The organism is Novosphingobium sp. AAP1 (genome assembly GCF_001295765.1).
Lineage (GTDB): Bacteria > Pseudomonadota > Alphaproteobacteria > Sphingomonadales > Sphingomonadaceae > Novosphingobium > Novosphingobium capsulatum.
Map to the genome: position 1 here is coordinate 270440 of NZ_LJHO01000001.1, position 12324 is coordinate 282763.

12 protein-coding genes are annotated in these 12324 nt (G+C 64.4%); 2 read left to right on the plus strand and 10 right to left on the minus strand.

Annotation, left to right across the window (positions count from 1 at the left end):
• Positions 1-14: 14 nt before the first annotated feature.
• The 5 genes from ccoG to ccoN are packed head-to-tail and all read right to left on the minus strand — an operon-like array spanning position 15 to position 5045.
• Positions 15-1523, minus strand: a complete 1509-nt coding sequence (gene ccoG / locus IP65_RS01115; protein WP_022676396.1) for a cytochrome c oxidase accessory protein CcoG — start codon at positions 1521-1523, stop codon at positions 15-17.
• An 8-nt stretch (positions 1524-1531) separates the two neighbouring features.
• Positions 1532-2467 carry a cytochrome-c oxidase, cbb3-type subunit III gene (ccoP, locus tag IP65_RS01120; protein ID WP_022676397.1) on the minus strand — a complete coding sequence of 312 codons (936 nt, stop codon included), beginning with the start codon at positions 2465-2467 and terminating at the stop codon, positions 1532-1534.
• The gene (locus tag IP65_RS01125) at positions 2460-2621 is read right to left on the minus strand and encodes a CcoQ/FixQ family Cbb3-type cytochrome c oxidase assembly chaperone (RefSeq protein ID WP_022676398.1); all 162 of its coding nucleotides are present in this window, start codon (positions 2619-2621) and stop codon (positions 2460-2462) included. Before IP65_RS01125 ends, ccoP begins: the two co-directional genes overlap by 8 nt.
• Positions 2618-3364 (minus strand): cytochrome-c oxidase, cbb3-type subunit II, encoded by a 747-nt coding sequence (gene ccoO / locus IP65_RS01130; RefSeq protein ID WP_022676399.1) that lies wholly within the window; start codon positions 3362-3364, stop codon positions 2618-2620. The genes IP65_RS01125 and ccoO overlap by 4 nt, the downstream gene beginning before the upstream one ends.
• Positions 3365-3392: 28 nt before the next feature.
• Positions 3393-5045 (minus strand): cytochrome-c oxidase, cbb3-type subunit I, encoded by a 1653-nt coding sequence (ccoN, locus tag IP65_RS01135; protein ID WP_054130474.1) that lies wholly within the window; start codon positions 5043-5045, stop codon positions 3393-3395.
• 259 nt (positions 5046-5304) lie between these two features.
• On the opposite strand from ccoN, the gene IP65_RS01140 reads away from it, so the two are divergent.
• Together IP65_RS01140 and IP65_RS01145 are read left to right on the plus strand one after the other, a co-directional pair.
• Entirely contained in the window at positions 5305-5997 is a 693-nt protein-coding gene (locus IP65_RS01140) for an OmpW family protein (protein ID WP_054130475.1), read from the plus strand.
• A gap of 266 nt (positions 5998-6263) precedes the next feature.
• On the plus strand, positions 6264-7052 hold the full coding sequence (locus tag IP65_RS01145) for a PPC domain-containing protein (RefSeq protein WP_082349693.1): 789 nt from the start codon (positions 6264-6266) through the stop codon (positions 7050-7052).
• Positions 7053-7153: 101 nt separating this feature from the next.
• On the opposite strand, the gene IP65_RS01150 is transcribed toward IP65_RS01145, so the two are convergent.
• From IP65_RS01150 to cysD, 5 genes are all read right to left on the minus strand, one after another.
• Entirely contained in the window at positions 7154-7852 is a 699-nt protein-coding gene (locus IP65_RS01150; protein WP_022676403.1) for a Crp/Fnr family transcriptional regulator, read from the minus strand.
• Between the two features lie 285 nt (positions 7853-8137).
• Complete coding sequence (locus tag IP65_RS01155; protein ID WP_054130477.1) at positions 8138-8629, minus strand: flavin reductase family protein; 492 nt, start codon at positions 8627-8629, stop codon at positions 8138-8140.
• A 38-nt stretch (positions 8630-8667) separates the two neighbouring features.
• Positions 8668-9402: a 3'(2'),5'-bisphosphate nucleotidase CysQ gene (locus tag IP65_RS01160; protein ID WP_054130478.1), complete on the minus strand. Its 735-nt coding sequence runs from the start codon at positions 9400-9402 to the stop codon at positions 8668-8670.
• 23 nt (positions 9403-9425) lie between these two features.
• Positions 9426-11345: a sulfate adenylyltransferase subunit CysN gene (gene cysN, locus IP65_RS01165; RefSeq protein ID WP_054130479.1), complete on the minus strand. Its 1920-nt coding sequence runs from the start codon at positions 11343-11345 to the stop codon at positions 9426-9428.
• Positions 11345-12262 (minus strand): sulfate adenylyltransferase subunit CysD, encoded by a 918-nt coding sequence (cysD, locus tag IP65_RS01170; RefSeq protein WP_022676407.1) that lies wholly within the window; start codon positions 12260-12262, stop codon positions 11345-11347. The genes cysN and cysD overlap by 1 nt, the downstream gene beginning before the upstream one ends.
• Positions 12263-12324 lie beyond the last annotated feature (62 nt).

Genomic DNA, 12324 nt, shown 5'->3' on the forward strand with positions numbered 1-12324 from the left:
GGCTGTGCTCCTTGCTAGTCGGTGTCGCCGGGGGCGGAAAATTCGGTCTTCACGGCATCCTGCGCCGGCTGTTCGCCGGGCCGGGCCTGGGCAGTCAGGCGGAAGGTGAAATGCCGCTCTTGCGCGGCACCGCTGGGCACCACGGCATAGATGCGCAGGCGCTGCGTGGTATCGGCCGGCACGGTGAAGCCCAGCGCGGGCCGCGCCGCGGCTGCGTCCATCTCGTCGCTATAGATCGCGCCTTGCGGCAAGCCATCGAGCGACAGCACGACCTGGCGCGGCCGGTCTTCCATGTTGCGCAGCTTGACGGTGAAGCCATTGCGCACCGAACCGTTGGAAAGCTGGACGAATTCAGGGTTGCGATCGCGCGCGACCGACAGGTCGAGCCGGGTGCGCTGGCCCAGCATGAACAGCAGCGCCAGACCGATCCCACCCCACAGGCCGAGATAGACCAGCGTGCGCGGGCGGAAGATCGCGCGGATCAACGGCTTGGCTGCCCCGCCTTGCCGTTCGTGTTCGGCATCATCGAGCGTGCAATAGTCAATCAGGCCGCGCGCGCGGCCGACCTGGCCCATCACCCGGTCGCAGGCATCGATGCACAGGCCGCAGGTGATGCAGCCAATCTGCGCGCCTTCGCGAATGTCGATCCCGGTGGGGCACACCGCCACGCACTGCTTGCAGTCGATGCAGTCGCCCACTGCGCCAGGCAGGCGCTTGGCCTGCTTGAGCGATCCGCGCGGCTCGCCCCGCCAATCCTTGTAAGTGACGATCAGCGACTTTTCGTCGAGCATGGCCGACTGGATGCGCGGCCAGGGGCACATATAGACGCACACCTGCTCGCGCATGAATCCGCCCAGCCAGAACGTGGTGAACGTGAGCACGGCGACGCAGCCATAGGCGACGCCCGGCGCCGTGCCGGTCCAGAATTCGCGCTGGAGCGTGGGGGCGTCGGCGAAATAGAAAATCCACGCCCCGCCGGTGGCAAAGCTCAGGCCCAAGAATATGGCCCACTTGGCCACACGCTTGGTCACCTTGCGCGCCGTCCACGGGGCGCGGTCCAGCGCCAGTTGCGCGTTGCGATCGCCATCGATCAGGCGGTCGACATGCTGGAACAGATCGGTCCACACCGTCTGCGGGCAGGCATAGCCGCACCACGCCCGGCCCACGGCCGATGTGACCAGGAACAGGCCGATGCCCGCCATGATCAGCAGTCCGGCCACGAAATAGAACTCGTGCGGCCAGATTTCGATGCCGAACATATAGAACCGGCGATGCGCCAGGTCGATCAGCACCGCCTGGTGGGGCGCCCAGGGCCCGCGATCCCAGCGCAGCCACGGCGTGCCCCAATAGACTGCCAGGCAAAACGCCATGACGGCCCATTTGAAGCGCCGGAACCGCCCATCGATCTTGCTCGGGCAAACAGGTTCGCGCCGGGCATAGAGCGATGGTTCGTGGGGTGCCCCACCCCCGCCTTGCGGCGCGGGGGTGGAGGCTACCAGCTTGAGCTTGGGATCAGCGGGCATGGTCTGGGTTACCTTGCTTGGGCAACGGCGGCCGTTGCCGGCGCCTCAGGCGCTGCAGGTGGCGCAGGTGGAAGGGCTTCCCCGCCCCCGCGCGAGTGGACATAGGCGGCCAGCATCTTGATGGTGACCGGGTCCAGCCGCTGCCCCCAGGCCGGCATCACGCCCTGGCGGGCATAGGTGACGGTCTGCGTCAGCGTGGCGCGATCGCCACCATAGAGCCAGATCTTGTCATTGAGGCGCGGCGCGCCCACCGTGCGGTTACCCTCGCCATTGGCGCCGTGGCACACGCTGCAGTTGTCGGCAAAGATCTGGGCACCGCGCGTGGACGAAGCATTGGGCTTGTCCTGCCCGCTGATCACGCGCACGTGGCTGACCACGTCCTGCACCTGGGCGGCGGTCAGGATGCCATCCTTGCCAAATGCGGGCATCTGGCTCACGCGGGTCTGCTCGTCACCGGGATAGCGGATGCCGTGTTCCAGCGTCTGGTGGATCGTGGCGATATCGCCGCCCCACAGCCAGTCGTCATCGTTGAGGTTGGGATAGCCCTTGGAGCCGGCCGCGCCCGCGCCATGGCACTGCACGCAGTTCTGCTTGAACGCGGCAGCCCCGCCCTCGATCGCGGCGCGCAGCAGTTGCGGATTGTCCGCCAGCTTTTCCACCGGCGTCGCCGCAATCGCCGCGCGGGTCTGGGCCCGGGCGGCGTCGGCCGCCTTCAGGTCCTTGTCCAGCGCGCCACGGCTGGTCCAGCCCAGCGTGCCCGCGGTTGCCGCATGGCGGCCGGGGATAGCCGGATAGACCACCACATAGCCGATCGCGAAAACGATCGTGGCGTAAAACGTCCACAGCCACCAGCGCGGCAAGGGCGTGTTGAGTTCTTCGATGCCGTCCCATTCGTGTCCGACGGTTTCAACGCCGGTGGGCTCGTCGATGCGCTTGTCAGCCATCGTGATCCTCCGTGAAGATCGAGTTGGCCGCTTCCCTGCCGGAGGACTTGCCCCCGCGGCGGAACGGCCAGATGCACAGGGCCAGGAAAATCGCGCCCATCACCACCAGCGCCCAGCTGTCGGCAAAATGGCGCAGCGCGTCATACGTGCTCATCGCCCCTTCTCCTTTGCCAGGTCTTCCTGGGCAGCAGGCGCATTCACATCCACCAACGTGCCCAGCATCTGGAGATAGGCGACCAGCGCATCCATCTCGGTCAGCTTGGTGGGATCGCCATCGAAGTCGCGCACCTGGGCCTTGGGCCAGCGCTTCTTGAACTCGGTGGCGTTTTCCGGGTCGGCCTGGGCCTTGAGATCGTCGTTGGCCTTGGCGATCTGGTCCTTCGTATAGGGAACGCCGGTGGTGTAGAGCGTTTGCAGCTCTGCCGTCATGTCGCCTTGGTTGAGCGGGCGCCCGGCCAGGAACTGATAGGTGGGCATGATCGATTCCGGCACGACCGAGCGCGGGTCTTTCAGATGCTGGACGTGCCATTCATCCGAATACTTGCCGCCCACACGGGCCAGGTCCGGCCCGGTGCGCTTCGATCCCCACTGGAACGGGTGATCGTACATCGATTCCGCCGCCAGGCTGTAATGGCCATAGCGTTCGGTCTCATCGCGGAACGGGCGGATCATCTGGCTATGGCAGACATAGCAGCCCTCGCGCACGTAGATGTCGCGGCCGGCCTGCTCCAGCGGGGTGTAGGGGCGCATCCCCTCCACCTTCTCGATGGTGTTGTCGATCCAGAACAGCGGGGCGATTTCCACGATCCCGCCGATCGTCACCGCGGCAAAGGCAAGGACTGCCAGCAGGGTGACATTGCGCTCCAGCGTCTTGTGACGCTCAACAATGCTGGACATTGTTCGAGTTTCCTTATCTCGCGGGCGGTCAGGCCGGCTGGGCCACGATGGGGCGATCCTTGGCGGGATCGAACGCGGCATCGTGCATGGGGGCTTCGGTGCGATACTGGCCCAGGATCGTCTTGGTGATGTTGATCACCATGATCACCCCGCCGCTCAGGTAGAGCAGGCCACCAAAGGCACGCAGGGCATACATCGGGTGCAGCGCGGCCACGGTTTCGGCAAAGCTGTTCACCAGATAGCCGTCAGGCCCGTATTCGCGCCACATCAGGCCTTGGGTGATCCCCGCCACCCACATCGAGGCGGCATAGAACACGATGCCCAGCGTCGCGCACCAGAAGTGCCAGTTGACCATGCGCAGCGAATAGAGCCGCTCGCGGTTCCACAGGCGCGGCACGAGGTAATAGAGCGCGCCGAATGTCACCATACCGTTCCAGCCGAGTGCGCCGGAATGCACGTGGCCGATGGTCCAGTCGGTATAGTGCGAGAGCGAGTTGACGCTCTTCACGCTCATCATCGGGCCTTCGAACGTGCTCATGCCATAGAACGCCAGGCTCATCACCAGCATGCGCATGATCGGATCGGTGCGGATCTTGTCCCACGCGCCGTTGAGCGTCATCAGCCCGTTGATCATGCCGCCCCAGCTCGGCATCCACAGCATGACCGAGAAGACCATGCCCAGCGTCTGCGCCCAATCGGGCAGCGCGGTGTAATGCAGGTGGTGCGGCCCGGCCCAGATATAGAGGAAGATCAGCGCCCAGAAGTGGATGATCGACAGGCGATAGGAATAGACCGGGCGTTCGGCCTGCTTGGGCACGAAGTAATACATCATGCCCAGGAACCCGGCGGTCAGGAAAAAGCCCACCGCGTTGTGGCCATACCACCACTGCACCAGCGCCCCCTGCACCCCGGCAAAGACCGGGTAGGACCGTGATCCGAACAGGCTGACGGGAATGTTGAGGTTGTTGACGATGTGCAGCATCGCCACGGTCAGGATGAACGAGAGGTAGAACCAATTGGCCACATAGATGTGCGGCTCATGGCGCTTGATGATCGTGCCGACGAAGACCGCCAGATAGGCCACCCAGACGATGGTCAGCCACAGGTCGGTGTACCATTCCGGTTCGGCATATTCCTTGCCCTGGGTAATGCCCAGCAGATAACCGGTCGCCGCGATGACGATGAACAGCTGATAACCCCAGAACACGAAACGGGCGAGGCCGGGGAAGGCCAGCCTCGCCCGGCAGGTGCGCTGCACGACGTAGAACGACGTGGCGATCAGCGCATTGCCTCCGAAAGCGAAAATGACCGCCGAGGTATGCAGCGGGCGCAGGCGGCCGAAGTTGATCCATTCCAGCCCGAAGTTGAGCTGGGGCCAGGTCAGCTCCAGCGCGATCCACAGGCCGGCGGTAAATCCGGCAACCCCCCAGAAAACCGTGGCGATGACGCCCCAGCGAATTACATCGTCGTCATAGCGGCCCTGATCGGGCATGCGCAGGATACCGCGCACTGCATTGTCGACGCTCTTGCCGCTGATGGTAACCCACAGCGCGATGGCGGCGGCGATCCCGAAGAGCGCCATATGAATCGCAAAACCCTGGTCAACTGCCAGAGCACAGGCAACCACCGCCAGGACAAGCGCGCCAAACCATAGGCCGGCGCGCAACAGAACCTGTTCCATGGACCCTTCCCTTCCATGCCAAACTACAGATTGTGCCCCTGCGCCGATTGCCGGTCTTTCACATTGATACGAGTCAAATAACCTGTGCGGTGAACGAATTGTTGGGAACTTGCGCTTTTTTGCGTTGCGTCAATGTAGCGAATCGCGCCGCCCGCCATTGACGGTGCCACGCCAGAGGGAACGGAGCCTGCGAGGGGCAGGCCGCCTGCAGTGGCGCAGCCTGCAGCGGTGCATGCTGCATCTGACTAGGAAACGCGTGATGAAAAAGGTTCTTGGCAAAGCTCTTGGTGCCGCCGCCCTGGCGCTGGCGTTCGCTTCTCCCGCGCTGGCGGCCGACGAGGCACCGGCCGGCAAGTGGCAGGTCAAGGTGCTGGCCACCTCGGTTCTGGCCGATGGCAAGATCACCGCGGTGCGCAAGGATCTGATCGGCCTGCCCGCCGGCGCGCAGACCGATGCCAGCAACAACAGCTTCACCCCCACGCTGGCGATCGAATACTTCGCCCTGCCCAATGTCTCGGTCGAAACGATCTGCTGCTTTACCGCGCACCACGTCACCGGGGCGGGCTCGCTCGCCGGGGCTGCGCTGGTCGATCACGCGCTGATCCTGCCGGCCACTGTCACGGCCAAGTATCACCTCACCCTGCCGGGCGGCATCAAGCCCTATGTCGGCGCCGGTGGGGCCTGGTTCTTCTATATCGACGAACGCGCCGGCGCGACCGCCCAGACCCTGGGTGCCACGCGGGTAAAGCTCGACAACGATGCTGGTGTCGTGGTCCAGGGTGGCATCGATATTCCGATCACCAAGACCGGTCTTGGCCTCACGCTCGATGCCAAGAAGTACTGGATCAGCACCACCGCGCACTTCTACACCGCCAACGGCACCGAAGCGCTCACCACCCGCCACCGCATGGACCCGTGGGTGCTCAGCGCCGGCGTCGCCTACCGCTTCTAAGCCTTTGCACCGACAGCCCTGCATATCCGTCGTATGCAGGGCCAGCGGGCGGGTCGGTCCAGGGTCTGGGATCCCCTGGCATCGGCCCGCCCGTTTTCATGTGCGCCAGCCACGTCCGTGGGCGCACCGCAGCCTTGACAGACGATCGTCTCCGTCACAAAAAATTTCAATAAATAGAATATGCTAAATCAGGCGGGTGGTCCGGCTGCCGGCGCCTCTGGCCCAATGCAACGGCCCGCCCCCATCGCAAGCAGGAGACGACATACATGGCTGCCAAGGCTAAACGGAAAATCCTCATCGCCCTCGGGCTCATGCTGGCCGGTGAGAGCGGTGGCGTGGAACAGGCTTTGGCGCAGCGCGCACAGGCGATTACCTATGCCGGCAAGCTTGATCGCCGCAATGCCCGCGATGGCGAAATCTATGCCAGCTATCCGATCCAGTTGACTGCGGGCAAGCGCTACGAAATCGGCGTGGATTCCGAGGCGTTCGATCCGGCCATGACGCTGACCGATCCCGATGCCGAAGTGATCGCCGACGATGATGACGGCGGCGAAGGCAACAACGCGCTGCTCGATTTTTCCCCGACGCGCAGCGGCACCTATCGCGTCCGCGTCAAGGCCGTGGACGGCGCGAAGCCCGGCGCGGACTACAAGCTGACCTTGCGCGAAGTGCGCCCCCTGCCCGCCCCGACCAAGGCCAAGCCGCAAAGCAGCACCGCGCTGCGCCTGGAAACCTATGGCGGCACGCTGGAAGCGTCTGATGGCGAAATCCGCGGCAAGTACGAGGACGAGTTCATCTTCCACGTCAACAGCGGCCAGACCATGCTGTTCTTCCTGAAGAGCGACGCGATCGACCCGGTGCTGCAGATCTTCGATGCGCAAGGCAAGACGACCGACCAGCCGATCACCCAGGATGATGACAGCGGCGGCGGCAAGAACGCGTTCATTGCATTCACGCCGGATACGGAAGGCGATTATATCGTCCGCGTGACCAGCGCGAACAATGGCGAGACCGGCGCCTATGCGCTGCGCGCTGCGGCCATGCCGGAAAGCTGATCGGCCACGCAAATCACTGGCATGTGGTGGCCGGATCGGCGCGAGGCGCTGTCCGGTTTACCACATCGCCCGCTGATCGTGTGATCGGCGCGCCGGCTGGATCAGCCGGCGAGCGCCACCAGCGAGGCGCGATTGAGAATTTCCACGTCGCGGCGCGCCGGCAGGTCGATCACGCCCTCGTTCTTGAGCTTGGTGAACTGGCGGCTGACGGTCTCGATCGTCAGGCCCAGCACGTCGGCCACCTGCTGGCGCGAGAACGGCAGGGTAAAGCGCTTGGCCGGGCCGCGCGTGATCGGGGTACAGCCGGTTTCGGCCAAGCGATCCGACATTTCCAGCAGGAACGTCGCGATCTTTTCCGGCGCGGTCTTGCGGCCCAGCAGCATCATCCACGACCGCGTGCGATCAAGCTCGGCCAGGGTGCGCTCCAGCAGCTTGTGCTCCAGCTCGGGATGGCTGCGGGCAAAGCGATCGAAATCATTGCGCGAGAACACGCAGACCCGCGCATCGGTCAGCGCCACGACACTGGCCTTGCTCGTCTGACCGAACGGGCGCCCGATGAAGTCGGACGGATAGGCCACGCCCACGATCTGCTCGCGACCATCCTCGGTGCTCGTCGTCAGCTTGAGCACGCCATCGATGACATTGGCGACCAGCAGCGAATCGTCGTCTTCCCAGATCAACGGCTCCCCAGCAGACACGCTGCGGCGGCGCCCAATGGCATTGAGCGCGACAATCTCCTGATTGTCGAGTCCGGCACAGATGGCCCGGTTGCGGACGACGCAGGTTTCGCAAGAAGACATGGCCGTGCAATTACCATCTTGCGCGCGCCAAGACAATGACAAGACACGGCCTTATTAGACCAAAGTGTGATAAGGCCACCCCAACGAAAAGGGGGGCGGCAAGCAAGGCATGCCGCCCGAGTTGGGGAGAAATCACGCGAAACGAACAGGCTGTCCGGGTTGGAAAGACCTGTTCCCTTCGGCGATTTCCGGTCTAGGCCGATCGCGTGGGGTCCGCTTTGATCCGCGTCAACCACGCCACAATTAGCGCTGAAATGGCGCAAATTGGTGGCCGTGCGTGGGCAATCACACGCCCTGGGCGATCTCTACCGCATCGTGATACTGGCCACGGAAAAACAGCAGCGGCGTTCCCCCGGCCCGCGCATCCAGCGCCTCAACCGCGCCGACCACCAGCCAGTGATCGCCGATATCGTCCACCCGCTCGATGCGGCAGTCGATCCAGGCGAGCGCATTGTCGAGCAGCGGCTGCCCGGACGGCGTATGGCCATGGGCCAGTTCGGCAAACTTGTCGTCGGCGCGGGCGGCAAAGCGGCGGCACAGGTCCAGCTGGTCGGCGCCCAGCACATTGACGCAAAACCGTCCGGTGGCGGCAATCCGCGGCCAGGAACTCGATCGCTTGTCAGGGAAAAAGCCCACCAGCGGCGGATCTAGCGAAATCGACGTGAACGAACCGACCACCAGGCCCGTGCGCACGCCCGCCTCGTCGACCGAGGTGATCACGCAAACGCCGGTGGGGTAGGCGCCCAGAACGGTGCGGAAATGCTTGGGAACGATCATGGGGTCCTCGCCTGGGTCAAAGTTATCGCTGCGCTGCGTCAATCGCCGATCCGGGCAACTTCCTCAAGCACCCTGTCGGCCCATTCAGGCCGACAGATCAAAACATCGGGCAGCCAGGTATCGGCGTTGTTGTAGACCAGCGGCGCGCCGTCGATGCGCGACACATGCAGGCCGGCGCCGGCCGCCACGGCCACGGGCGCGCAGTTGTCCCATTCATACTGACCGCCCGAATGCAGATAGATTTCCGCCTGGCCGCGCACCACGGCCATGGCTTTGGCCCCGGCGCTGCCCATCGGCAGCAGTTCGCCGCCAATCGCGCGGGCCACTTCCACCGCTTCATGCGCGGGGCGCGACCGGCTGACCAGCAGCCGCGGCACGGCGGCCATGGCAGGCATCACGCCCACCCCGCCGCTGTCGAGCACGAGGTCCTCTCCCGGCAACGCCACCGCGCCCAGCACGGCCTTGCCATCGATCGCCAGGCCCACGTGCACCGCCCAATCGGCGCGGCCTTCGCCATATTCGCGCGTGCCGTCCAGCGGATCGATGATCCACACGCGGCTTTTGCCAAGCCGCGCCGGCGTGTCAGCCGTTTCTTCGCTCAGCACGCCATCGTCGGGACGGTGCTGCGCGATCTGCGCCATGAGAAAGGCATTGGCCCGCGCATCGCCTTCACAGCCCAGCGCCTTGCCCTCGTGCGTGCGGGCAGCGCGCAAATCCATGAGGATGCGCCCCGCCTCAGCGGCCAGATGCCGCGCCAGCGCCAGATCGTCCATTCGCCTTCCCCCCTGCGATCCGGTCAGATCACCGGCATCCACGCGCCGATCACCCGCTCCACGATCCGCTCGGCGGCGTCTTCGGGGCTTTCGCGCGTGGTGTCCACCCGGATTTCGGGATTTTCGGGCCGTTCATAAGGGCTGTCGATCCCGGTGAAGTTCTTGAGCTGTCCGCTGCGCGCCTTTTTATACAGGCCCTTCACGTCGCGCTTTTCCGCCTCTTCCAGCGGAGTATCGATGAACACCTCGACGAACTCACCCGCCGGCAGCAGGCTGCGCACCAGTTCGCGCTCGGCGCGGAACGGGCTGATGAACGCGGTCAGCACGATCAGGCCAGCATCGGTCATCAGCTTGGCCACTTCGCCCACGCGGCGGATATTCTCGATGCGATCGGCGTCGGTAAAGCCCAGGTCCTTGTTCAGGCCATGGCGGACATTGTCCCCGTCCAGCAGGAACGTGTGCTTGCCCAGGGCATGCAGCTTCTTTTCCACCAGGTTGGCGATGGTCGATTTGCCCGAGCCGGACAGCCCGGTGAACCACAGCACCGCCGGTTCCTGCATCTTGAGCGCGGCATGCGCCTTGCGCGTCACGTCCAGCGCCTGCCAGTGCACGTTCTGGGCGCGGCGCAGGCTGAAATTGAGCATGCCGGCGCCGACCGTGGCGTTGGTGATCTTGTCGATCAGGATGAACCCACCCAGCGTGCGGCTTTGCGCATAGGGTTCGAACACCAGCGCCTTGTCAGTCACCACCTCGGCAACGCCGATCGCGTTGAGTTCCAGCGTCTTGGCCGCCAGGCGCTCCATCGTGTTGACGTTCACGACATATTCGGGCGCCCGCACCGTGGCCGAAACGGTCTGCGTCCCCAGCTTGAGCCAATAGGCACGGCCGGGCGTCAAGGCTTCATCAGCCATCCACACCAGCGTCGCTTCGAACTGGTCGGCCGCCTCGGGCGGATTGTCGGCCAGGGCGATCACGTCCCCGCGCGAGCAGTCGATTTCATCGGCCAGCGTCAGGGTGATCGCCTGCCCGGCCTGGGCCTGGTCCAGATCGCCTTCCAGCGTGACGATCCGCGCCACGGTGCTGGTCTTGCCCGAAGGCAGCACGCGCACGGTATCGCCCGGCTTGACGCTGCCGCTGGAAATCAGGCCGGAAAAGCCCCGGAAATCCAGATTCGGGCGGTTGACCCATTGCACCGGCATGCGGAACGGGCGGGCCAGATCGTCGGCCCCGCGCACCGGAACGGTTTCCAGATGAGCGATCAGCGAAGGGCCGGTGTACCAGGGCGTATTGGCCGAAGGCGCCGTCACGTTGTCGCCGGCAAAGCCCGAGATCGGCAGCGCGGTGAACGCCTCGATGCCGATGCTGCTGGCAAAAGCGCGATACTCGGCCACTATCTCGTCAAAGCGCGCCTGGCTGTAATCGACCAGGTCCATCTTGTTGACCGCGAGCACGATGTTGCGGATGCCCAGGAGATGGCAGAGGTAGGAATGGCGCCGGGTCTGTACCAGCACGCCCTTGCGCGCATCGATCAGGATCACCGCCAGGTCGGCGGTAGAGGCGCCGGTCACCATGTTGCGGGTGTATTGTTCGTGCCCGGGGCAATCGGCGACGATGAACTTGCGCTTTTCGGTGTTGAAGAAGCGATAGGCCACGTCGATCGTGATGCCCTGCTCCCGCTCTGCCGCAAGCCCATCGACCAGCAGCGCGAAATCGATCGCCTGGCCTTGCGTGCCCACCTTCTTGCTGTCGTTTTCCAGCGCAGCCAGCTGATCTTCAAAGATCATCTTGGAATCATACAGCAGCCGCCCGATCAGCGTGGACTTGCCATCGTCCACCGACCCGCAGGTGATGAAGCGCAGCATGGTCTTGTGCTGATGGGTATCGAGATAGGCGTCGATATCCTGCGCGATCAGGGCATCGGTGACGTAAACCGGATCGGTCATCAGAAATACCCCTGCTGCTTCTTCACTTCCATGCCGGCGCCGCCAGCATCCTTGTCGATCACGCGGCCCTGGCGTTCGCTGGTGGTGGTCAGCAGGGTTTCCTGGATCACTTCGGGCAGCGTCGCCGCGCTGCTTTCCACCGCGCCGGTCAGCGGGAAACAACCCAGCGTGCGGAAGCGGATGGAGCGCTCGACGATCTCGGGCCGATAGCCCAAGACCTTTTCCAGGCGCGGGATATCATCGGCCATGAACAGCTGCCCGTCCCATTCATAGGTCGGGCGCACCGCGGCAAAATAGAGTGGCACGATCGGCACGTCGTTCAAGTGGATGTATTGCCAGATGTCCAGCTCGGTCCAGTTGCTGATCGGAAAGACGCGGATGCTCTCGCCCTTGTTCTTGCGGGCGTTATAGAGGTTCCAAAGCTCGGGCCGCTGGTTCTTGGGGTCCCAGCCATGGCTGGCGGTGCGGAACGAAAAGATGCGCTCCTTGGCCCGGCTCTTTTCCTCGTCGCGCCGGGCGCCGCCAAACGCCGCGTCAAAGCCATAGAGGTCGAGCGCCTGCTTGAGGCCCTCGGTCTTCCACATATCGGTGTGGAGCGCGCCGTGATCGAACGGATTGATGCCGCGCGCCTGGGCTTCGGGGTTCTGATAGACCAGCAGGTCCATCCCGCTTTCGCGCGCCATGCGATCGCGCAGAGCATACATGTCCTGGAATTTCCAGGTGGTATCGACGTGCAACAGCGGAAACGGCGGCGGCGCGGGATAGAACGCCTTGCGCGCCAGATGCAGCATCACCGCGCTGTCCTTGCCCACCGAATAGAGCATGACCGGCGCCTGCGCCTCGGCCACGACTTCGCGCATGATGTGGATCGCCTCGGCTTCAAGGCGCTGGAGATGGGTGAGCGATGGGCTGGTCATGGCGCCGCCTTTGGCACAGGCCGCGCCTGGAATGACAGGGCGAATTGGTTAAGCGCCCCCAA

Excerpts from the sequence above, each read along its gene's own strand:
- ccoG (WP_022676396.1), bottom strand. The coding sequence starts at position 1,523 with ATGCCCGCTGATCCCAAGCTCAAGCTGGTAGCCTCCACCCCCGCGCCG.
- ccoP (WP_022676397.1), bottom strand. The coding sequence starts at position 2,467 with ATGGCTGACAAGCGCATCGACGAGCCCACCGGCGTTGAAACCGTCGGA.
- IP65_RS01125 (WP_022676398.1), bottom strand. The coding sequence starts at position 2,621 with ATGAGCACGTATGACGCGCTGCGCCATTTTGCCGACAGCTGGGCGCTG.
- ccoO (WP_022676399.1), bottom strand. The coding sequence starts at position 3,364 with ATGTCCAGCATTGTTGAGCGTCACAAGACGCTGGAGCGCAATGTCACC.
- ccoN (WP_054130474.1), bottom strand. The coding sequence starts at position 5,045 with ATGGAACAGGTTCTGTTGCGCGCCGGCCTATGGTTTGGCGCGCTTGTC.
- IP65_RS01140 (WP_054130475.1), top strand. The coding sequence starts at position 5,305 with ATGAAAAAGGTTCTTGGCAAAGCTCTTGGTGCCGCCGCCCTGGCGCTG.
- IP65_RS01145 (WP_082349693.1), top strand. The coding sequence starts at position 6,264 with ATGGCTGCCAAGGCTAAACGGAAAATCCTCATCGCCCTCGGGCTCATG.
- IP65_RS01150 (WP_022676403.1), bottom strand. The coding sequence starts at position 7,852 with ATGTCTTCTTGCGAAACCTGCGTCGTCCGCAACCGGGCCATCTGTGCC.
- IP65_RS01155 (WP_054130477.1), bottom strand. The coding sequence starts at position 8,629 with ATGATCGTTCCCAAGCATTTCCGCACCGTTCTGGGCGCCTACCCCACC.
- IP65_RS01160 (WP_054130478.1), bottom strand. The coding sequence starts at position 9,402 with ATGGACGATCTGGCGCTGGCGCGGCATCTGGCCGCTGAGGCGGGGCGC.
- cysN (WP_054130479.1), bottom strand. The coding sequence starts at position 11,345 with ATGACCGATCCGGTTTACGTCACCGATGCCCTGATCGCGCAGGATATC.
- cysD (WP_022676407.1), bottom strand. The coding sequence starts at position 12,262 with ATGACCAGCCCATCGCTCACCCATCTCCAGCGCCTTGAAGCCGAGGCG.